This window comes from Streptomyces sp. NBC_01013 (assembly GCF_045162765.1).
GTDB lineage: Bacteria > Actinomycetota > Actinomycetes > Streptomycetales > Streptomycetaceae > Streptomyces.
This window is the reverse complement of the sequence record NZ_CP108687.1, coordinates 6,657,813-6,677,887: the sequence shown is the minus strand read 5'-3', so window position 1 is coordinate 6,677,887 and position 20,075 is coordinate 6,657,813. Positions and strand designations below refer to the sequence as shown.

At 71.6% G+C, this 20,075-nt stretch carries 18 protein-coding genes; 9 read left to right on the top strand and 9 right to left on the bottom strand.

Translation table 11 applies throughout. The annotated features are described in order from the left end of the window. Window positions 1-44 precede the first annotated feature (44 nt). From OG538_RS29095 to OG538_RS29085, 3 genes are read right to left on the bottom strand one after another with little or no spacing between them, the layout of a single operon-like run. Window positions 45-1,328: a hypothetical protein gene (locus tag OG538_RS29095; protein WP_406098414.1), complete on the bottom strand. Its 1,284-nt coding sequence runs from the start codon at window positions 1,326-1,328 to the stop codon at window positions 45-47. A gap of 23 nt (window positions 1,329-1,351) precedes the next feature. Next, window positions 1,352-2,131 carry a hypothetical protein gene (locus OG538_RS29090; RefSeq protein WP_406100361.1) on the bottom strand — a complete coding sequence of 260 codons (780 nt, stop codon included), beginning with the start codon at window positions 2,129-2,131 and terminating at the stop codon, window positions 1,352-1,354. 56 nt (window positions 2,132-2,187) lie between these two features. After that, complete coding sequence (locus OG538_RS29085; RefSeq protein WP_406098413.1) at window positions 2,188-4,347, bottom strand: right-handed parallel beta-helix repeat-containing protein; 2,160 nt, start codon at window positions 4,345-4,347, stop codon at window positions 2,188-2,190. Window positions 4,348-4,477: 130 nt separating this feature from the next. Between OG538_RS29085 and hmgA the strand changes: the two genes are divergently transcribed. From hmgA to OG538_RS29070, 3 genes are all read left to right on the top strand, one after another. Further along, a complete protein-coding gene (gene hmgA / locus OG538_RS29080) occupies window positions 4,478-5,806 on the top strand; it encodes a homogentisate 1,2-dioxygenase (RefSeq protein ID WP_406098412.1) in 1,329 nt (442 codons plus the stop codon). 40 nt (window positions 5,807-5,846) lie between these two features. Next, window positions 5,847-6,632, top strand: a complete 786-nt coding sequence (locus OG538_RS29075; protein ID WP_406098411.1) for a GntR family transcriptional regulator — start codon at window positions 5,847-5,849, stop codon at window positions 6,630-6,632. A 160-nt stretch (window positions 6,633-6,792) separates the two neighbouring features. Further along, window positions 6,793-8,010, top strand: coding sequence for a type ISP restriction/modification enzyme (locus tag OG538_RS29070; protein WP_406098410.1), 1,218 nt, complete (start codon window positions 6,793-6,795; stop codon window positions 8,008-8,010). Window positions 8,011-8,034: 24 nt separating this feature from the next. Here the strand turns inward: OG538_RS29070 and OG538_RS29065 are convergent, their stop codons facing one another. Beyond that, window positions 8,035-8,745 carry a TetR/AcrR family transcriptional regulator gene (locus tag OG538_RS29065; protein ID WP_406098409.1) on the bottom strand — a complete coding sequence of 237 codons (711 nt, stop codon included), beginning with the start codon at window positions 8,743-8,745 and terminating at the stop codon, window positions 8,035-8,037. Window positions 8,746-8,808: 63 nt separating this feature from the next. Between OG538_RS29065 and OG538_RS29060 the strand changes: the two genes are divergently transcribed. Both OG538_RS29060 and OG538_RS29055 read left to right on the top strand, forming a co-directional pair. Beyond that, the gene (locus tag OG538_RS29060) at window positions 8,809-9,771 is read left to right on the top strand and encodes an ATP-binding cassette domain-containing protein (RefSeq protein WP_406098408.1); all 963 of its coding nucleotides are present in this window, start codon (window positions 8,809-8,811) and stop codon (window positions 9,769-9,771) included. Then, window positions 9,768-10,604, top strand: a complete 837-nt coding sequence (locus OG538_RS29055) for an ABC transporter permease (protein WP_406098407.1) — start codon at window positions 9,768-9,770, stop codon at window positions 10,602-10,604. The genes OG538_RS29060 and OG538_RS29055 overlap by 4 nt, the downstream gene beginning before the upstream one ends. 15 nt (window positions 10,605-10,619) lie before the next feature. Here the strand turns inward: OG538_RS29055 and OG538_RS29050 are convergent, their stop codons facing one another. From OG538_RS29050 to OG538_RS29040, 3 genes are all read right to left on the bottom strand, one after another. After that, complete coding sequence (locus tag OG538_RS29050) at window positions 10,620-11,228, bottom strand: TetR/AcrR family transcriptional regulator (protein ID WP_406098406.1); 609 nt, start codon at window positions 11,226-11,228, stop codon at window positions 10,620-10,622. Window positions 11,229-11,425: 197 nt separating this feature from the next. Continuing rightward, entirely contained in the window at window positions 11,426-11,689 is a 264-nt protein-coding gene (locus OG538_RS29045) for a hypothetical protein (RefSeq protein ID WP_362889458.1), read from the bottom strand. 284 nt (window positions 11,690-11,973) lie between these two features. Beyond that, window positions 11,974-12,783, bottom strand: coding sequence for an SGNH/GDSL hydrolase family protein (locus tag OG538_RS29040; protein WP_406098405.1), 810 nt, complete (start codon window positions 12,781-12,783; stop codon window positions 11,974-11,976). Between the two features lie 229 nt (window positions 12,784-13,012). Here OG538_RS29040 and OG538_RS29035 point away from each other — a divergent pair, with 229 nt between their 5' ends. After that, entirely contained in the window at window positions 13,013-14,128 is a 1,116-nt protein-coding gene (locus OG538_RS29035) for a DUF5925 domain-containing protein (RefSeq protein ID WP_406098404.1), read from the top strand. Window positions 14,129-14,174: 46 nt separating this feature from the next. Here the strand turns inward: OG538_RS29035 and OG538_RS29030 are convergent, their stop codons facing one another. Then, window positions 14,175-14,549: a GntR family transcriptional regulator gene (locus tag OG538_RS29030; protein ID WP_406098403.1), complete on the bottom strand. Its 375-nt coding sequence runs from the start codon at window positions 14,547-14,549 to the stop codon at window positions 14,175-14,177. A 70-nt stretch (window positions 14,550-14,619) separates the two neighbouring features. Between OG538_RS29030 and OG538_RS29025 the strand changes: the two genes are divergently transcribed. From OG538_RS29025 to htpG, 3 genes are all read left to right on the top strand, one after another. Continuing rightward, window positions 14,620-15,540 (top strand): GNAT family N-acetyltransferase, encoded by a 921-nt coding sequence (locus OG538_RS29025; RefSeq protein ID WP_406098402.1) that lies wholly within the window; start codon window positions 14,620-14,622, stop codon window positions 15,538-15,540. Next, window positions 15,521-16,054: a DUF402 domain-containing protein gene (locus OG538_RS29020; protein ID WP_406098401.1), complete on the top strand. Its 534-nt coding sequence runs from the start codon at window positions 15,521-15,523 to the stop codon at window positions 16,052-16,054. Before OG538_RS29025 ends, OG538_RS29020 begins: the two co-directional genes overlap by 20 nt. 329 nt (window positions 16,055-16,383) lie before the next feature. Further along, entirely contained in the window at window positions 16,384-18,327 is a 1,944-nt protein-coding gene (gene htpG, locus OG538_RS29015) for a molecular chaperone HtpG (RefSeq protein ID WP_406098400.1), read from the top strand. Window positions 18,328-18,430: 103 nt separating this feature from the next. Here htpG and OG538_RS29010 read toward each other — a convergent pair whose 3' ends face one another. Beyond that, window positions 18,431-19,978, bottom strand: coding sequence for a trifunctional class I SAM-dependent methyltransferase/NUDIX hydrolase/VOC family protein (locus OG538_RS29010; protein ID WP_406098399.1), 1,548 nt, complete (start codon window positions 19,976-19,978; stop codon window positions 18,431-18,433). Window positions 19,979-20,075: the final 97 nt, after the last annotated feature.

Here is a 20,075-nt window from a genome sequence, read left to right as displayed (position 1 = left end):
ACTTTCGAAACACGCCCTGGCTATGGGCTGTCCCGCCCCCCTCGTCAGGCGATGAGCAGTGCCAGTCCGCCGATCGTGTACGCGACCATCAGGATCAGCAGCGGCAGCTGACCTGCGACGGCGCGTCCCGGCGGGAAGAGCCTGACGGAGCGGTCGTGGGCGGCGACGACGCCGAGGACATGGCCGAGAACGATGGCGACGACCTGGAGCGTGGCGATACCGCCCGGCCCCAGGGGCGGTTCGGGCGGTGCCGGGTCGTCGGAGCCGAGTGCCACCATGACGGTACGCGGCCCCTCGGTGACGAAGAGTGTGAAGTAGTGGGCGACGAGATAGCCGAGGGCGATCGGTACGAGGGAGTGCGCGAAGGCGGTGAGGGGGTGCGGCAATAGGCCCGAGAGGAGCCGGGTGGCACCGGCACAGAGGGCGTAGAGGGTGGCGACCAGGGCGACGGCGCCCAGGAGTCCGAGGGTGGCGGTGGTGGTGCGGCCCAGGGCCGAGGTCTGGACGGTGGTGATCCAGGAGGGCGCGTCGGAGAACCCGTCGTAGGCGGTGGATCCGAGCATCACGCAGACGGTGGCGACGAGTCCGGGGAGCTGGGGTGTGGCGTCGAGCCCGTTGAACGGCGAGCGCAGGACGAGGCGGCGGTCGGCGGGCCTGCGGCCGAGCGGTGCGAGACGGGCGAGGAGGCCCGAGTAGACCTCGAAGGCGTCGGCGTGGCCGAACCAACTGGCCCCGTACAGGACGGCGCCCGTGAGTTGGGCGGCGGAGCTGAGGGCGAGGAAGACCAGCAGTGCGGTGGGTGAGGCGGGGTCGGGAGCGACGAGTTCGAGCCACGTGAAGGCGAGGAGCCCGGCTGCGGCGGGCCACGTCCCGAGACGTGGGGGCAGTCGGCGGCCGGCGGCCGGGTCGCGCCCGAGCACCCGGCAGCCGAGCAGATGGAGGGTCCGCAGCGGATTGAGCAGCCGCCAGACGGGCCCGAACAGCAGCGAGGCGGGGACGAGTCCGACCCAGAGGAGTACGTAGACGGCGCCGGGCGCCGGATTGCGTTCCGGGTCGGCCGGGCCGAGGAGGAGGTGCAGCACGACCAGGAGCGCGGCGCCCAGGCCGAGCGCACGGGCCGCGATGCGGGTGGCCGGGGCGTCGGCCACCCGCTGGACACCGGCCGGCAGCGGGCGGCCCGCCCGGTCGCCCCGGAACCGGGAGGACGACCAGAGCAGACCGAGCGCGAGAAAGGAGACGAAGAGCGCGGCGAAGGCTCCCGCGAAGGCGTAGAAGGGCGAGAGCGGCAGGTCGTGCTGGGCGCCGATGCCGTGAGCGAGGACGCTCACGGCACGGGAGTCGTCGAGGCCCGTCACCGTACGACGAGTTGGGTCAGGAGGAGGCCGGACTCATGCGTCTCGACCTCGAAGAGCCCGGTGCGGTCGGCGGTGAAGGTGAGGGTGACGGCCCGGCCGGCGGGCAGCCGCGCCTCTTTGTCGTAGCCGTGGACGTGAAGGGTGTCGGCGCTGTCGCTGCGGACCTTCAGGCGCACGGTGCGGCCCTTGGTGACCTCGGTGCGCCCGGGGGCGGGGCTGACCTTGCCGTCGCGGATCGAGATCTCCACGGTGGTGCCGGGGGTGGGGGTGGGGGTGGGGGTGGGGGTGAATGCCGAAGGGGCCCCGCCGAGCGTGGCGCCGGCCTGGACCGGAGCGGAATCGACCGCCCAGGCCGTGTGGTCGTCGGCGTAGAGGCGGGCGGTCAGGCGGGTGCCGCCCCCGGCGGCGCGCAGGAGCGACTCCGGTAGGTGGAACCACCCGCCGTAGACACGGGCGAGGGGGTGACCGTCGAGGAAGAGCCGGGCATGCCCCCGTCCGAGGAGCGCTGCGCCACCGACGCTGTCCGGGGTGAACCGGAAGTTCCGCACCGTGAGGTGGACGTTCCAGCCGTCCTCCGAGTCGGGCCGAACGGCCACGGCCACCTCGGGTGCCCCCTGGGCGTCGACCTGGCGCAGTCGGCTGCCGGACCCGTCGTCCGCGGTCAGGAGCCGTCCGTTGCTGCCGGTGGCCTGCTCATGGCTGGTGCCCGGCTTGTGGTGGGTGGTGGCCCGCCCTCCGCAGGCACCCGCCCCCAGGAGGAGGGCGATGACGACCAGTGCCGCAGCGGGCCCTCGCCGGCGAACCGGCGCGCACGCCTGGTCCGGATTGCGGTTCACGACGGTTCTCCGTTCGGGCCGGCGGCCGGCGGGGTGGGTGAGACGGGTGGGGCGGGCTCCCGCGGAGCCGACGCGCCTTCGGGGCCCGAGACCGGATGCGGGTCCGAAGCAGAGGTCTCGGCCCCTCCCTTGTCCGCCGCCGCGTCCGGCGTCCCCTTCGCGCGCTCGCCGTGGCGGGCGGCGGCGACAACCGCCCACACCACCCACACCAGGCCGAGCAGCCCCCGCACCCAGGCCGGGCTCAGGGGGATCCACGGGATCATGAACACGCCCTTGTCCAGCGCGTCGAGCAGGGTGAGACCGCCCAGCACAACGGTGGTCCAGCCCAGCCCCGGCCGCCGCCTGCGCAGCACCAGTCCGATCCCCGTCCACCAGAGCCCGGTCAGCAGCAGCGCGAGGGCGGGCACGTAGGTGCCGGCGAGCCCCGTCGTCGACCCGGCAACGTCCAGTCCGAGGCCGATGAGGCCGAGGGCCGTGGCCGCCGTCGCGAGCCTGCTGGACCGCATCCTGCGCCACCACAGCACCCCGCCGACCAGCACGAGCACCACCGCGATGCCCAGGGCGGCCTGTACCTCGATGCGCTCGATGCCGCGCGCCCCGTACCAGTCGCACCCGGCCGGCAGTCGGCGCGCCTGCACGTTGTAGTCGGCGCAGACCAGCAGTTGGGCCAGTTTGACCGGCTCACCCACCAGCCGGTCGGTGCTGCCGGTGACGGCGCCGCGCCCCGTCCCGCACGCGGGCAGGGAGCGCGGAGTGGAGGCGCCCGTGTCCGGCTGCCAGCAGTTGCCGGCCCCTTGCCCGTCCCACCACACATCGGTGCCGTTGGGGCGCGAGCGGCCCTGCTTGTCGGTGCCGAGGTGGTTGTTCGCGTACCGGTTGTGGTGCGAGGTGTCGGTCTGTTTGCCGAGCGCCCCCTCGCCGCGGATGAAGGCGGGTACGGCACTCAGGAAGAAGGCGGCACGCTGCTGCCCGTAGACCCAGTTGTTCTCGTAGAGGTTCCAGTTGCCGCCCGCGGTGATGATGCCGGTGCCCGGCGGCATCGAGATCTGCGGGCAGACCACCCCGTCCTCGTAACCGCGCTCGACGGGCGGCTTGGCGCAGGTGCCGTCGGCGACGTACGGGTAGTAGTCGGCGTTGTTGTCGTGGATCAGGTTGCGCTCGAAGCGGGCGTGGTTCTGCGGCAGGCCGGGGTGGCCGGGGAAGGCGCTGTCCATCGAGGCGCCGCCCATGTTGTGGTCGAACTCGTTGTCGTGGACGTAGACCGAGTCACCCGCGGTGCCGGAGTAGCCGACCATGTTGTGGTGGCTGTGACAGCCGGTGATCTCGATCGAGTAGCGCGGCACCTCGTAGCCGTAGGCGTCGTTGATGTTCGACGCGCTGCCCGGATAGATGCCGGAGTCACCGTTGCCGTACGACTCGCAGTCCTTGTACAGGCCATGGTCACTCGCGAAGGTCAGGAATCCGTACTCGTCGTTCCACCGGGTCAGGACGTCGTCGATGACGAAACCGTCCTGGGCCAGGATGTACAGCGAGTTGAACGTGGTGCGCTGGGCGGTGAAGTTCTTGAAGTAGACGCCGTCGGAGCCGTCCGCGCGGACCGCGTTGAGCTTCTGGTACTTGGCGTCGATCACGACGTCCGTGCGCGCGGCGCCGGTGCCCTCGATCTGGAGGTCCTTCTTGCCGAGGATCGCCACCAGGTTCTGGTTGTGCGGGCACTTCGCCTGCTGGGCGTAGCTCAGGATCTGGTAGCCGAGCTGGGAGTTGGGGGCCTTCATCCGGGCGCACTCGCCCTTCGGCGCCGGCAGCGACGGCTCCTCCTCGTAGAGGCCGGGGAGGATCGCGATGTTCTTCCCGGGCCCGGTGACGGCGTCGACGGCCTGCTGGAGGTGGCGGTAGCCGGACTTCTGACACCGGTCGAAGAGCGTCAGGTTCCTGCTCCGCAGGGCGTCGGGGAATCCGGATATCCGGTGCTCGAAGTCGGCCCGGTCGCTCTTGCAGACCAGGAGATCGGGCTCGCCGGTGCGGTACACGGGGACGCTGCCGGTGCCGTCGGGCAGGGTGACGGGCCGCTCCTCGTGCGCCTGGGCGGCCGGGGCCGCGAGCAGAGCGGCCACCAGGGCCGCCGGAACCAGCAGAAGTCTTCGTGTCCACGACATGAGGCGGAGAGTAGAGCATTGTTCATCTTTTGGAACCCCCCTGTGCCACACGAATGCCGTTGACTCCCTGCGGCCCGATTCCTACGGTTGACCATAGGATTCCAGGATTCCTCAGGCACCGGGAGCACATATGAGCGGCATCGAGCAGGCGCGGAAGACGGCGGAAGGGCTCGCGCACTCCGCGGGATTCGGCAATCAGCACAGCTCGGAAGCGGTGCCGGGGGCGCTGCCGCACGGCCGCAACTCACCGCAGCGCGCACCGCTGGGCCTGTACGCCGAGCAGCTGAGCGGCTCGGCCTTCACCGAACCGCGGGTCCACAACCGCCGCTCCTGGCTCTACCGGATCCGCCCCTCGGCGGCCCATCCGCCGTTCGTCCGGATCGACAACGGCACCCTGCGCACCGCCCCGTTCACCGAGACCGTCCCCGACCCCAACCGGCTGCGCTGGGACCCGCTCCCGGAACCGGCGCCCGGCACGGACTTCCTGGCGGGTCTGTGGACGCTGGGCGGAAACGGCGACGCCACCCAGCGCACCGGCATGGCCGTGCACCTCTACGCCGCCAACGCCGCCATGACCGACCGGGTATTCAGCGACAGCGACGGCGAACTCCTGATCGTCCCCGAGCACGGTGGCCTGCTGCTGCGCACCGAACTGGGCCTGCTGCGCGCCGAACCGGGCCATGTCGCGCTGATCCCGCGCGGTGTCCGCTTCCGGGTCGAACTGCTCGACGCCAACGCCCGCGGCTACGTCTGCGAGAACTACGGCCAGCCGTTCGTCCTCCCGGACCTCGGCCCGATCGGCGCCAACGGCCTCGCGGCCGCACGGGACTTCCTCGCCCCGGTCGCCGCGTACGAGGACGTGGAGCGCCCGGTCGAGGTGGTCAACAAGTACTGCGGCAACCTCTGGTCGGCGACGTACGACCACTCGCCGCTCGATGTGGTCGCCTGGCACGGCAACCACACCCCGTACGTCTACGACCTGCACCGGTTCAACGTCATCGGCTCGATCAGCTACGACCACCCGGACCCGTCGATCTTCACGGTCCTGACCTCCCCGTCGGACACCCCCGGCCTGGCCGGGGTCGACTTCGTGATCTTCGCGCCGCGCTGGCTGGTGGGCGAGGAGACCTTCCGGCCGCCGTACTTCCACCGCAATGTCATGAGCGAGTACATGGGCCTGATCGAGGGTGCGTACGACGCGAAGACGGCCGGCAAGGGGGGCTTCGTGCCGGGCGGCGGCTCCCTGCACAACATGATGTCCGCACACGGCCCGGACCGGGAGACGTTCGAGCGGGCGAGCGCGGCGGAGCTGAAGCCGCAGAAGATCGACGACGGTCTGGCCTTCATGTTCGAGACCCGCTGGCCCGTCACCGCGACCGCTCAGGCGGCGACGGCCGGCCATCTCCAGCACGGCTACGACGATGTGTGGCAGGGTCTGAGCCGCAACTTCCATCCGTGAGCGGGCCCCTGTCCCAGCGACGACGAATGCAGGTGACCAGGTGCCGCACCCTCCTCTGAAGCCCCCCGCGCCCCCGGGAGCCGCCTTCGCGCCCGACTCGCTGGTACTGAACCGCAAGCTCCCGCTGTGGTACCAGGTCTCGCAGTCGTTGCGGGCCTCGATACTGGGCCGGACCGCGGACGCCACTCTGCGGCTGCCGACCGAGGAGCAGCTGGCTGCGCACTACGGCGTCAGCGTGCTCACCATGCGGCAGGCGCTCAAGGAACTGGAGACGGAGGGGCTGATCACCCGGCACCGGCGCCGCGGCACCTTCATCGAGCCGCGCGCCCGCCGGGTGTCACCGGTGCGGCTGCTCGGTTCCGTCGACGCCATCGTCGCCCAGCAGTCGGGCGAACGGACCGTCGTGCTCGGTCACGGCCCCTCCCCGGTGCCGGGCGATGTCGCGGAGCACTTCCCCGACTGCCCGGAGGTCATGGGCTACCGGCGTCTGCGGTGTGACGAGGACACCGGCGAACCCACCAACTGGGCGCAGAACTGGGTCCGTCCGGAGGTCGCGGCCGGTCTCGACCCCACCGATCTCGAACGGTGGCCGATGACCAAGGTGCTGCGCGACCGCGTCGGTGTCCCGATCGCCCGGATCACCGACACGGTCGAGGCCCGGCTCGCCGACCCGGCCACCGCCGAACTGCTGGGGGTCCCGCTGCTCAGCCCGATCCTGTACTACACGGGCGTGACGTACGACGAGGACGGCCAGGTGGTCGACGTGGCGCAGATCCGCTACCGGGGCGACCGGTTCTCCTTCTCGGTCACGCTGGAGGCGCACTGACTGCAGCGGCCACCGCGGCCACCGGACCCGGCAGGGCGCCCCACGCACTGGCGGCAACGGCCGCCGCCACGGGTCCCGGCAGGCGCACTGACGGGACCGGTGGCGGCGCGGTTACGATGCCGGGGAAGGCGGCAGGCGTGGCGACGGGGAGGACGACACGGTGGCAGCTCCGGCAGCGGCCGGCTCCGGCGAGGGTCCGCACGGCCCGCTCCTCGACGACCTCATGCCGTGGTCCGTACGTCCGCTCAGGACCGGGCGCCCCTGGGTCACCGCGCCCGACGCCGCATCCCTCAGGGCCCGTTGGGAACGCCTCGTCCGGGCGGGGGACGCCGAACGGGAGCGGTTGTTCGGACCCACCCGCTCCCGCACTCCGCAAACTCCGGTGGCGGCCCTTCCCGGGCAGTCCACCGGGACGGGCCGGTTCGCCCGTGAGCCGGGACCGTGCCCGGAGCCGGTGCGGATCCTGCACGGACCGTTCGACGAGCAATGGCTGCTCCCCGACCACCGTCTGATCGACGCGGCCCGGCCCGAGCTGTGGCGGGTCGCCGACGCCCACCAGCTCTTCGTGGTCGAGCACGGCCGGGTTCCCCAGGACACCGGCCCCACCCTCTCCGTGACCGCGCTGCTCCCCGACGGCAACTCCCCCGCGGGCCGGCCCGGCCGGATCCGTCCGCTGTACCGGCGCCCGGGCGGCACCGAGCCCAATCTGGCCCCCGGGCTGCTCGCCCTGCTGCGTGCGCGCCACGGGGACGCGGTCACCGCCGAGTCAGTACTGGCCTGGATCCTCGCAGCGGCCCGGCGCACCCCCGCGGGCTGTGCGGTGCCGCTGCCCGCGGACTCCGCGCGCTGGTGGGCGGGGGTGGAGCTGGGCCGTGAGCTGTTGCGGCTCCAGTTGCGCGGGGCACGCGGCGGGGAGCGGCCCCGGCTGCCGGGCGGGCGCCGCCCCTATGTGCGGGCCGCCGTCCCGCCCTCACCGTCGGAGCTGTCCTACGACGCCGGGGAAGAGGCGCTGGGCCTCGGCACGGGACGCATCTCGCCGGTGCCCGCCGGCGCGTGGGAGTTCCGGGTGTGCGGCGTGCGGATGCTGGAGCTGTGGTTCGGGCGCCGGACGGGGGCGCCGGGGACGGAGGGGCTGGCGGGTGTACGCCCGCGCGTCTGGCCGCAGGAGTGGACATCGGAGCTGCTGGAACTGATCACGCTGCTCACCCTGCTCGCCGAGCTGCGGCCACGGCAGGAGGAACTGGCGGAGGGCTCGGAGATCGGCGTGCGGGAACTGCGGGCCGCGGGCGTACTGCCGGTGGCGGGAGCGGCCCGGCGGCCCGCTTCCGTACTGGATCACCAGGAGGAGGGCCCGGACGGCCAGTTCGCGCTGCTGTGACCCGGGCCGGCCCGAGCGCACGCCCTACGTGCGGCCGAACGAGTCCAGCACCCGGGCGAGCGCCCGGTCGAACACCCCGTCCAGGTCGATGGGCCCGGGGTCCTCGGCGAATCCGGCAGCCATCCGCGGGTACTTGCCGGTCATGATCTGGCTGATCAGATACCCGGTGCGGGCGGCCTGCTCCTGCTCCTCGGACCAGGGCAGCGACCGGCTGCGCTCCGCCGTGGCGATCTCGTTGGCGGTGTAGGTGGTGACCACACCGTTGACCATGGCGATGAGCTCCATCTTCTCGCCGAACCGCGCCTCGACCCCGTCCAGGCAGCTCAGCGCGTACTCCAGGTAGCGCAGGGCGTTGGGGCTGAATCCGTACACCGGTGACATCAGCCGGGGCACCCAGGTGTGGCGGCGCATCATCCCCCGCGCCTGGTGGGCGAGGGCGAGCAGGTCGGCCCGCCAGTCGCCGGAGGGCTCGGGGTAGTCGTACCCGGCGCTGACCGCGTCGAGCATCAGCTCGTGCAGGTCCTCCTTGCGGGGCACGTAGTTGTAGAGCGACATCGTGCCGCAGCCGAGCTCGGCGGCCACCTTCCTCATCGACACCGCGTCGAGCCCCTCCGCGTCCGCGATACGCACGGCCGCCGCCGCGATGTCCGCACGGCTGAACGCGGGCTTGGGGCCACGGCCCGCACGCTCGGGGCGCGCCCAGATCACTTCCGGTACAGCGGGTCGCCCCACCATTGATCATCACCTCGACCACCATGGTAGTTACGTACACCGTACGTAGTGCGGTACCGTTGCGGCATGACAACTACGTACGCTGTACTTAGTGAAGGTCTGGAGAAGCGCTATGGCGACGTCCATGCGCTGCGCGGCCTCGATCTGGCCGTCGCCGAAGGCACCGTCTGCGGGGTGCTGGGGCCCAACGGCGCCGGCAAGACCACCGCCGTCCGCGTCCTCACCACGCTGACCACCCCCGATGCCGGCAGCGCCCGGATCGCGGGCCACGACGTGGTGCGTGAGGCGGCGGCCGTACGGGCGGCCATCGGCGTCACGGGGCAGAGCGCCTCCGTCGACGGCGAGCTGTCCGGCCGGCAGAACCTCCGGCTCTTCGCCAGGCTCCTGAAGTACCGGAGCGCCGCCGCCCGCACCCGGGCCGACGAGCTCCTCGAACGCTTCGAGCTGACCGAGGCGGCCGACCGCCCGGCCCGCACCTACTCGGGCGGAATGCGCCGCCGCCTGGATCTCGCCGCCAGCCTGCTGGCCAGGCCGCAGGTGCTCTTCCTGGACGAGCCGACCACCGGCCTCGACCCGCACAGCCGCAATCAGATCTGGGCGGCGGTACGGGAACTGGCGGGCCGCGGCACGACCGTCCTGCTCACCACGCAGTACCTGGAGGAGGCCGATCAGCTGGCCGACGACATCGTGCTCGTCGACAGCGGCCGGGCCGCCCACAGCGGCAGCCCCGCCGAGCTGAAGGCCAGGATCGGCAGCTACGCCGAGGTCGTCGTCGCCCACGCCTCCGCGCTCGGGCCGGCCGCGGCGGTCCTGGACCATCTGACGGGCGCGGCGCCCGTGCTCGACCATGAGCGGCGCACGGTCGGCGCGGTCGCCACGGACCCCTCGCTCACCCTGCCCCGGATCGTCCGCGAGCTCGACGCGGCGGGCGCGGCGGTGATCGACGCCAGCCTGCGACCACCCACCCTCGACGAGGTCTTCCTGCGCCTGACCGGCCGCAGCACCCCCATCAAGGAGACGGCAGCATGAGCACCGACGCAATCGTGACGGAACGGCGGACCGCGGACGCCACCAGGCCCACGAACACCCCGGTCGCCGACGGTCTGGCCGTCCTCGGCCGCCATCTGCAGCGGATCAAGGCGGCCCCGGGCGTCCTGATCCTGACCCAGACCATGCCGATCACGATGCTGCTGTTCTTCGGGTACGTCTTCGGCAGCGCCCTGGCCGTCCCCGGCCAGGAGTACCGCGCCTTCCTGGTGCCGGGGCTGCTGGCGGCGACCGCGGCGAACGGCATCATGACCGGGATGTTCCAGTCGGCGCAGGACTGCCACCGGGGGGTGATGGACCGGCTGCGCACCCTGCCGATGAGCCGGTCCGCCGTACCCTTCGGCCAGACCGCGGCCGATGTGCTGACCACGGCCGTCGGCCTGGTCCCCCTGATGCTGGTCGGGCTCGCCGTGGGCTGGCGGATCGAAGGCGGCCCGGCCGCCGCGCTGGGCGCCTTCGGGCTGCTGCTCCTGTTCCGGTTCGCCACCTCGTGGGTGGGCTGCTGGCTGGGGCTGGTGATCCGGAACGAGGAGGCCGCAGGACAGCTGGGCGCCTCCACGTTCATCCTGCCGCTGCTGTCCAGCGCCTACATCCCGACCGACAACCTGCCGGGGTGGCTGCGCACACTCGCGGAGTGGAACCCGATCAGCGCCGTCGCCGCGGCCGCCCGCGACCTCTTCGGCAATGCCGCGCCGGTCACCGACGCCGCCTGGCCGGTCGCCCACCCGGTGGCCGGGACGCTGCTCTGGTCGGCCGCGCTGCTCGCGGTCGCCGTCCCGCTGTCCGTACGGCGCTACTCACGCGGCGGCGAATGAGGGGGAGCGCGCCGCTCAGCCGGGCAGCGCGACGGGCCGGTCCAGTGTGCCCAGCAGGGAGATGAAGCTCGACTCCAGAAAGGCACCGAGTTCATCGACCGCATCCGGCAAGTCGAGCGGCCAGCTGGTGACGGCTTCCTCGGCAAAGGCCATCCAGGCCCGGGCGGCGACGAGCAGCCGCGGCGAATCCGGCATGCCGAGCCGTCGCTGCCCCTCCTGCACCCGCCGGGCCAGGGTGTCACGGGTGCACTCGACGATGTCCTCCACGGTGGGATGACTGCCGGCGGCGCCGCGGACGAGGGCGAGATAGACCTTGCGGTGCTCCGTGACGTACGCCGCGAACCCGGCGATGAACGACCGCAGCCAGGGGACGGGCTCCAGCGAGGGGTCCGGTTCCGTGGCTGCGGCGAAGTCGTCGCACTCCTGCTGCACCACGTAGCGGTAGAAGTCCCGCTTGGAGTCGAAGTAGTGGAAGAGCAGCCCCCGCGAGATGCCGGCGCGGCGCGCCACATCGTCGGTGGAGAGCTCGTCCAGCGAGCGATCGATAAGCATGTCCACGCCAATCGCGGCCAGCTGCGCCCTTCGCTCGTCGGGGCTCAGGCGCGCGGCTCGCTTCTCGGGCATGCCGACAGTGTAGAAGTACTTCGGCGCCGAATTACCTCGGCACCCGTGTCACCGGCAGAACCCGCACGCGGCCACGACCCCGGCACCACCCGGATGCGGGCCCCTGGGGGCCGTGCGGACATGGCGACGCGCCACTGCCGGCTCCGGGGATGACGGAAGAGCGGGCAGCAGCGCGGTGCCGGGACCGGGGCGTCGGGTCAGCGGCGGCTGCCGAAGAGCGAGCGCCGCAGCCGCCGCAGCGGGGCGAAGAGCGAGACCCGCGCGCTCCTGCTCCGGCGGGTGTGCGCGGCGTCGCGCGAGGTGAGCTCGAGCATCAGCAGCGTCGCCTCAGCGGACTCGCGCTGCGGGACGACAGGGCCGCCCAGCACTGCGAGATGGCGGTCGAGGCGCGAACTCGTCGCACCGCTCCCGCATGTAATGGCAGGCACACGCGGCCTGCTGCGCACCGTTATCTGTTCCATGTCACTCCCCACCCGTACGAGGGCACCCGGCCCGGGCAGGTTAACCCTATCGCCCCTCGGCGACACGCGTGTATCCCGGGCACAGGATTGAGCACACACATACGGAGGTTGACGACCCGTCCGTGAATCTGCCCGATTCCGGGGCGAGTTGGACAGATCGTCAACGTCCGGACGGATCAGGCCGGTCGGGGGCCCGCCCCCGGCGCGGTCCCCGCATCGCGGGCTCCACACCGGCGGGCGGCCCGGGGAACGGCCCCCGGAGCGGCGATCAGGCGTACCCGCCGTCAGTCGAGCGCGTTGAGGACGGGCAGGTAGCCACCGGACTGCCCTGCGGCGAAGGGGTGGTACGACTCACCGATGTTGAGCCAGTTGAGGCTGTGCAGCCAGGCACTCCCGGAGCAGATCTCATGCCCGGTGAACTGCCCGGCGACATCGCCGAACGTGAAGCCGTGGTCGGCGGCACGCTTGGCGGTGGCCGTGTTGAGGTAGTCGGCGGCGCCATTGATGGCGGTGCGCACCTTGTCGCTCAGACCGACGACGCAGCTGCCGCCGATCTTGTAGAAGCGCGGGTAGCCGAGGACGACGACGTGGGCGGACGGGGCTTTGGCGCTGATCGCGTCGTACACCGAGTCGAGCTTGCCGGGCAGCGTGGAGTCCACGTAGCTGCGGGCGGTGGCGATCCGGTTGAGGCAGGTGGCCTCCGACTGGAGGACACAGGTCGTCATGACATCGGCAAATCCGGCGTCGTTGCCGCCGATGGAGATCGAGACGAAGTCGGTCGAGGAGGTGAGCGGTCCGAGCTGGTTCGCCGTCACGTCACCGGTGCGCGCTCCCGAGCAGGCGGTGAAGGCGAAGGAGGCGGGCGCGTGGGCGGCCGCCCAGAGCGAGGGGTAGGCAAGGGTGCTGCGCTTGCAGTCACCACTGGAGCCGATGTAGCTGCCGGAGCCGACCCCCGAGGAGTAGGAGTCCCCCAGGGCGACGTAGTCGACGGCCTGTACAGACGATGCGGCGTTCGCGGTCGCCGCCCCGGTCAGGGCGATGACGGCACCGAGCAGGAGCGAGGACGAGAACGCCACGAGTCTGGATATTTTCATGGAATCTCCCTTGAACCGACCAGCAGGATCTCTGCGTACTCAGTGGTAGCAGCAGTGGAGGCGCTTTCGGAAGTGTCCATGCCAAGTCCATCGGTGAGGCTTCGTCCGCCGCCCCTGACTTTCGGTCATATCGGCCCGCCAGGACCGCCATGAGGCGTTAGCGGTCGTGCGGGCTCAGGACGGGGCAGGTGGCGAAACACGGGTGCACCGGCCGCCGCCGTGCCGGATCATGGGCGACATGCCTGCCAACCCCGAGTCCGCTCTGCCGATCCGGCTCACCGTCGACGACAGCGACTCCCCGGCCGACGTCGTCGACGCGCTGTTCCTCGGCCGCTTCGCGACGGGCGAGCAGCCGTATTCGCACAGCGCGTCCCTCGACCGCGTCAGGACGAACGCCACGCTCCTTCCTCCTGCCTCGAAAGTGCTGCGCGCCGCCCGGGACGACGACCGCAGCGCCACGCTCGCCGAGGGAGAGGGCTGGACACTGCTCATCTCGCGGTGGAACCGGGGCGCCGACGTCACGGTCACCGCGACCAGCGCCGAACTGGCCCAGAAGGTGCTCGACGAGGCCACGGAGGGCGCCCAGGACGAACCGGAGCCCCAGCCCGAGAACGTGACGATGGGCTTCTGGTACGTGTCGCCGAGACGCGGCCCGTACCGCACGACCCGTCAGATCGCGGCCGGCACGTGGGACGAGGTCCGGCCCAACTACACCGCTCCCGTGGCCGATGCCATGGACCGGCTGATGAAGGTCACCCCCGACGACATCGCGGGCCGCCTGCTCCTGCTGCACGGCCCTCCCGGGACGGGCAAGACCTCCGCCCTGCGCACGCTGGCCCGGTCGTGGCGGGACTGGTGCCAGGTCGACTGCGTGCTCGACCCCGAGCGGCTCTTCAACGACGTCGGCTACCTGATGGACATCGCGATCGGCGAGGACGACGGCAGCGCGAAGGGCCGCTGGAGGCTGCTGCTCCTGGAGGACTGCGACGAGCTGATCCGGGGCGAGGCCAAGCACACGGCGGGCCAGGCACTGTCGCGGCTGCTGAACCTCACGGACGGGCTGCTGGGCCAGGGCCGCAACGTGCTGGTGGGCGTGACGACCAACGAGGACCTGGAGCGGCTGCACCCGGCGGTCGTCCGGCCCGGCCGCTGCCTGGCCCGCATCGAGGTGGGCCCGCTGACCCGCAAGGAGTCGGTGGCCTGGCTCGGCACGGAGCAGGGCCTGGGCCGGGACGCCGCCCGCGAGGGCACGACCCTGGCGGAGCTGTACGCGCTGCGCCGCGGCACGGGCCCCGCATCGGTACCCAAGCAGGACTCGGGGGCGGACGCGGGGCTGTACCTCTGAGACCCGCAGCCGGGACCCGCACCCGGGGCCCGGAGCAGCCCTCACCTCACCCCGCGTACACCGCCCGCACCGCGTCCTGGGCCAGCTCCGTCGCCCGGGCCCGGGACATCCCCAGCCGCCGGGCCTGCTCCGCGTACTCGCGGGCGGCGGATGCCGCGTGGCGTTCGGCCGCGTCGCCCGCGGCGGCGACGAACGTCCCGTTGCGCCCCCGCGTCTCGATCACCCCGTCCGCCTCCAGCGCGCGGTACGCCTTGGCGACGGTGTTGGCGGCGAGACCCAGCTCCTCGGCGAAGCCGCGCACGGTCGGAAGCCGGTAGCCGACCGGCAGGGCGCCGGAGCGGGCCAGTTCGGAGATCTGCGTGCGCAGCTGCTCGTACGGGGCGGTGCCGGAATCCGGGTCAACAGCGATCTTCAGAGTCACGGCCGCATTCTCCCCCACCCCCGGAATATTCGGGGGCGCCCGGCCCTGCCCCGCGGGTACGGTCCGGGACATGACTGTCCTCGTGCGCGATTTCCGGCCCACCGACGCCCCGCAATGGGTGCGGGTACGGCGCGCCGCGCTCCCGTTCATGGTCACGACCCCGGAGAGGGTGGTCTTCGACCTGGATACCGCCCATCCGGACAAGCGCTACCGGATGCTGGTGGCGGAGGAGGACGGCGAGATCATCGGAACAGCCCAGGCGGGCCTGGCCCATGACAGTCCCGAGCCGGGGCAGGCGTTCTGCAATCCGTACGTCTATCCGGAGCGGACCGGCCGGGGGGCGGGCACGCTGCTGCTGCGCACGGCCGAGGAACACCTGGTCATGGCCGGCGCGACCACGGTCTACACCTGGGTCCTGGACACCCCCGGCGACCTGGCGTTCGCCGGGAAGCACGGCTACGCGCCGAGCCGGCCGGCACACTTCCTCCATCTCGATCTGGCGCACGGCACGCTGCCGCCCCGTCAGGAGCTGCCCGTCGGTGTCGAACTGCGCACCGGCGCCGACTTCGCCGACGACCCGCGCCCGCTCTTCGAGGCGGATGCCGAGACCACCGCGGACGAGCCCAGCGACACGCCGGCCCAGCTCTCGGACTACGAGGAGTGGCTCGACGAGACCTGGCGCAATCCCGGCCTCAACCATCACCTCACCTCCGTCGTCGTGGCCGACGGCGCGGTGGCGGCCTTCAGCGCGGCGGAGACCGACGGCGTGGACCGCTACTGGTCGGGGATGACCGGCACCCGTCGCGCGTACCGCAACCGCGGGCTGGCCAAGCTCGCGAAGAACGACTCCCTGCACCGGGCGCGCGCAGCCGGGTACACGGACGCCTATACCGGCAACGACGCCGAGAACGGCCCGATGCTGGCGATCAACAGGTGGTTCGGTTACGAAATCTGTGCCACGGAGGTGCGCCATGTCCGTACGTTCGGCTGAGTCCTCGCTCACGGTCACACTGGTGAAGGGCGGCCGGACCAAGATCGCCTATCCGGCGGTGCTGGTGCACGACGACGGCACCCGGGTGACGGTGCGCGCTCCGTGGGCCGCGCCCGGGGTCCGTGACTTCGGCTTCGTGCGGTTCGAGCCGGGCGACGTGTTCACCGAGCACTACTGGCGCGACCGCTGGTTCGCGGTGAAGGAGGTACGCACCGGCGCGGGCGTGCTCAAGGGCTGGTACTGCGACATCACCCGTCCCGCGGAGATTCGGGACGGGGTGCTGCTGGTCGAGGACCTGGACCTCGACCTGTGGGTGTCGGCGGACGGATCCACGGTGCTCCGGCTGGACGAGGACGAATTCGAGGAGAGCGGACTGGCCGGGCGCGATCCGGCGGCGGCCCGGGAGGCCGTGCGCGCCCTCGACGGCCTGGAACGGCTCGCCCGCGCGGAGGGTCTGGCCGGGCTGCTGGCCGTACCTCCGGAACACCCCTGCGCAGACGCTCAGTTGATCTGAGCGCTGTCCCGTCATCTCGGGTGGCTCAGCGCGCGGGGGCGGCTGAGGTCCATCGCACGGCGGAGAGACGCCCGCGCCCCGGAAGCATTCGGGCGTTCCGGCAGCACAGCACGGCGAGGTGCCGTAGCTGTCGTCGTGCGCCGGCCGGGGATCACGGTACGTCCCTGACGGTCCCACCCGCGCGTGGCAGCGGCGTCGCGGCACCTGGGACCCCCGCCCTGGGTTCGAAGGACCCGTCACCGCTCCTCCTCCCGCTGCCGATCGCGGACAAGGTCGTTAGAGTGCTCAGGTCGTTGCCCGCCCGGTGACCTGAGAAGGATGCACGGACTATGCCCACTGAGACGTTCGAGTTCCAGGTCGAAGCCCGCCAGCTTCTGCAGATGATGATCCACTCGATCTACTCGAACAAAGACGTGTTCCTGCGCGAGCTCGTCTCCAACGCCTCCGACGCGCTCGACAAGTTGCGACTCGAAGCGCTCCGCGACGACGCGCTCGGCGCGGACGTGTCCGACCTCCACATCGAGCTCGAAACAGACCGGCAGGCCCGGACGCTGACCGTGCGGGACAACGGCATCGGGATGTCGCACGACGAGGTGGTCCAGCTCATCGGCACCATCGCGAACTCGGGAACGGCCGCGTTCCTCCGGGACCTCAAGGAGGCCAGGGACGCCGGCGACGGTGCCGCGGCCGAGGGCCTGATCGGTCAGTTCGGTGTCGGTTTCTACTCCAGCTTCATGGTCGCCGACGAGGTCGTGCTGCTGACCCGGCGCGCGGGTGAGGAGCAGGGCACCCGCTGGACATCGACCGGTGAGGGCACCTACACGGTCGAGGCCGTCGACGAGGCTCCCCAGGGCACCACGGTCACCCTGCGGCTCAAGCCGGAGGACTCCGAGGACCAGCTCCACGACTACACATCTCCCTGGAAGATCAGGGAGATCATCAAGCGGTACTCGGACTTCATCACCTGGCCGGTGCGGATGGCCCCGGAGCCGACCGGCACGGATGCCGGGGAGGGGCAGGAGGCCGGCGGCACCGACCGCGAGCCCGAGACCCTCAACTCGATGAAGGCCCTGTGGGCACGCTCGCGCGACGAGGTCACGGACGACGAGTACCACGAGCTGTACAAGCACATCAGCCACGACTGGATCGCCCCGCTCGAAACCGTCCGGCTCCAGGCGGAGGGCACCTTCGAGTACCAGGCGCTGCTCTTCATCCCCTCGCACGCGCCCCAGGACCTCTTCATGCAGGGGTACAAGCGCGGCATCCAGCTCTATGTGAAGCGCGTCTTCATCATGGACGACTGCGAAGCGCTGATGCCGTCGTACCTGCGCTTCGTCAAGGGTGTCGTCGATGCGCAGGACCTCTCGCTCAACGTCTCGCGGGAGATCCTCCAGCAGGACCGTCAGATCCAGTTGATGCACCGGCGGCTGGCGAAGAAGGTGCTGTCGACGGTCAAGGACATGATGTCCGGCGACCCCGAGCGGTACGCCACGCTCTGGCGGGAGTTCGGCCGCGTCATCAAGGAGGGGCTGCTGAGCGACTTCGAGAACCGCGACGCCATCCTCGGTGTCGCCTCCTTCGCCACGACCCGCGACAAGGACGAGCCGGTCACGCTGCGGCAGTACGTGGAGCGGATGAAGGACGGTCAGGAGCACATCTACTACCTCACGGGCGAGTCCCGGGAGGCCATCGAGAACTCCCCGCACATGGAGGCGTTCCGGGCCAAGGGCGTCGAGGTACTGCTGCTGACGGATCCTGTCGACGAGGTGTGGGTGGAGGCGGAGCCCGAGTTCGACGGCAGGAAGCTGCTGTCGGTCGCCAAGGGCGAGGTCGACCTCGGCACGGAGGAGGAGAAGAAGGAGGCCGCGACCGAGCGGGAGAACAGGCAGCAGGAGTACGCGGAGCTGCTCACCTGGATGACGGACCGGCTGAGCGAAACCGTCAAGGAGGTCCGGCTCTCCTCGCGCCTGACCGTGTCGCCCGCCTGCATCGTCTCGGACACGCACGATGTGACACCGGCCCTGGAGAGCATGTACCGCGCCATGGGGCAGCCCGTCCCCCAGGTGAAGCGCATCCTCGAGCTCAACCCGGAGCACCCGTTGGTCACCGGCCTCAACCGCGCGTACACGGGACGCGGCGAGGACGCCCTCACCGGTCTGGAGGAAACGGCCGGACTCCTCCACGATCTGGCGCTGCTGGCGGAGGGCGGCGAGCTGGGCGACCCGTCGCGCTTCGTCCGGCTGATGGCGGACCGCCTGGAGCGCACCCTCTAGGGCATGTCTGCCGGGTTGCCCCGTAACGCTGCGGGGCGACCCGGCACAGATGCGCTGAGGGCTGCGTGGACGCGCCGCCTCACGCGGAACACGCGGGGAGGGCTCAGTCCCGGCGCCATGCCCATCCATCGGTGTGGGGCGCCGGAGCCGGCGGCGGGGGGCTGGTGTGCGAGGCCCCGGCGACCAGTTCGACCTCGTACCCCGCCACGTCCTCCAGATACGCGGCGATGTGCCCGTCACCGCCCGCGTGGGGATGGCGGTCCGCGAAGAGCTGCCGCCAGCCGTGCTCCGGGGCCCGGGCCACCAGTGCGTCGAGAGTGGCCCGGTCCTCGACGTGGAACGCCAGGTGGTTGAGCCCGGGACGCCGTCGTTCGTGCCCTCCGGGGGCGAGGTCGGGCGACTGCTCGATCACCACGTAGCTGTCGCCCCGCCGCCAGCTGCGCCCGTGCGCCCATTGCTGGTACGGGACATGACCCAGCTCGCCGAGGAGCCAGCCCCAGCCCGGAGCCGCCGCTCCCAGATCGGGCACCCACAGCTCGATGTGGTGAAGCCGCCCGGTGCGGACCCCGCCGACGGGCAGCGGGACGGCCCGCCGCACGCCCCGTGGTTCGTACGCGACGGCGTCGCCGTCCTCGTGCCAGTGGACCAGGAAGTGCTCCCCCGCCCGGTAGCCGTCGAGGCCGGCGCGGCAGTAGGCGACCATGTCGTCCGGCAGGGCGTCCAGCGGGAACCACTCCAGCTCGGAACACTTGTCCGGTTCACGGTTGTACGGGGGCCGGTCCGGGTCGTACGCCGCCTCGAAGAACCAGCCCGTCCGGGGGCTGCCGCCCGGCCCCCGGTGCTGCATGACCAGGGCCGTACGCAGCTCCCCCGGTTCGAGCGCCACCCCGATCTCCTCGGCCGTCTCGCGGATCACCGCCGCGCGGACGTCCTCGCCGTCCTCCACGTGTCCCGACGGAGCGTGCAGCAGGCCGTCCGCATACCCCGTGCCGGCCCGCCGGGCGAGCAGGACGTCGGGGCCGCGGCGCAGGATCAGATGCACATCGACGACCTCGGTGTGCCTGCGCGGGGGTTCGGCACGCGCCACCAGGGCGTAGCGCTCGTCGTCGACCTCCTTGCCCCAGAGGTCTCGGTCGCCGGAGAGCCGCTCGTGGTGGATGCGTTCGGTGAAGGGGGCGATCAGCGCGGTGAGTTGCCCGGTGGAGAGTCCGACCCCGTTCCACACGCCTTCGACCAGTACCAGTCTGCCGCCGGGCCGCAGCAGACCGAACCAGTGGCGCAGGACCTGGGCCGGATCGGGGAGCAGCCACACCACGTGCCGGGCGAGGATCACGTCGAACCGCTGCTTGCCGACCGGCGGTGCGGCCGCGTCCCCGGTGAGCACCTCGGTCCCCGTACCCGCGAGTTTGGCGCGCGCCTGCTCGACCATGCGGGGCGAACGGTCCACGGCGGTGACGCGGTGGCCCTGCCCGGCGACGAGCAGAGCCAGGCTTCCGGTGCCGCACCCCAGGTCGAGCACCTCGGACCGCCCCCGGGGCAGCCAGCTCTCCAGACGCTGCGCCCAGGCGTGCCGGACCACGGGATCGAGCAGACCGTGATCCGGCTCGTCGTCGAAGGAACCGGCGGCGGAATCCCAGTCGATCGTCGTCATGGACCGATCGTGCCAGCTGCCACTGACAAGCGGCGGCGATGTCCGTGGGGAAGGGCGGCAGCAGGCCCGCCGGCGGCCGCTCTTAAGCGTTCGTGAG

What these genes read in the sequence shown, in the direction of transcription:
- OG538_RS29085 (WP_406098413.1), bottom strand. Translation starts at nt 4,347, where the DNA reads ATGTCGTGGACACGAAGACTTCTGCTGGTTCCGGCGGCCCTGGTGGCC.
- hmgA (WP_406098412.1), top strand. Translation starts at nt 4,478, where the DNA reads ATGAGCGGCATCGAGCAGGCGCGGAAGACGGCGGAAGGGCTCGCGCAC.
- OG538_RS29065 (WP_406098409.1), bottom strand. Translation starts at nt 8,745, where the DNA reads ATGGTGGGGCGACCCGCTGTACCGGAAGTGATCTGGGCGCGCCCCGAG.
- OG538_RS29060 (WP_406098408.1), top strand. Translation starts at nt 8,809, where the DNA reads ATGACAACTACGTACGCTGTACTTAGTGAAGGTCTGGAGAAGCGCTAT.
- OG538_RS29055 (WP_406098407.1), top strand. Translation starts at nt 9,768, where the DNA reads ATGAGCACCGACGCAATCGTGACGGAACGGCGGACCGCGGACGCCACC.
- OG538_RS29050 (WP_406098406.1), bottom strand. Translation starts at nt 11,228, where the DNA reads ATGCCCGAGAAGCGAGCCGCGCGCCTGAGCCCCGACGAGCGAAGGGCG.
- OG538_RS29045 (WP_362889458.1), bottom strand. Translation starts at nt 11,689, where the DNA reads ATGGAACAGATAACGGTGCGCAGCAGGCCGCGTGTGCCTGCCATTACA.
- OG538_RS29040 (WP_406098405.1), bottom strand. Translation starts at nt 12,783, where the DNA reads ATGAAAATATCCAGACTCGTGGCGTTCTCGTCCTCGCTCCTGCTCGGT.
- OG538_RS29035 (WP_406098404.1), top strand. Translation starts at nt 13,013, where the DNA reads ATGGGCGACATGCCTGCCAACCCCGAGTCCGCTCTGCCGATCCGGCTC.
- OG538_RS29025 (WP_406098402.1), top strand. Translation starts at nt 14,620, where the DNA reads ATGACTGTCCTCGTGCGCGATTTCCGGCCCACCGACGCCCCGCAATGG.
- OG538_RS29020 (WP_406098401.1), top strand. Translation starts at nt 15,521, where the DNA reads ATGTCCGTACGTTCGGCTGAGTCCTCGCTCACGGTCACACTGGTGAAG.
- htpG (WP_406098400.1), top strand. Translation starts at nt 16,384, where the DNA reads ATGCCCACTGAGACGTTCGAGTTCCAGGTCGAAGCCCGCCAGCTTCTG.
- OG538_RS29010 (WP_406098399.1), bottom strand. Translation starts at nt 19,978, where the DNA reads ATGACGACGATCGACTGGGATTCCGCCGCCGGTTCCTTCGACGACGAG.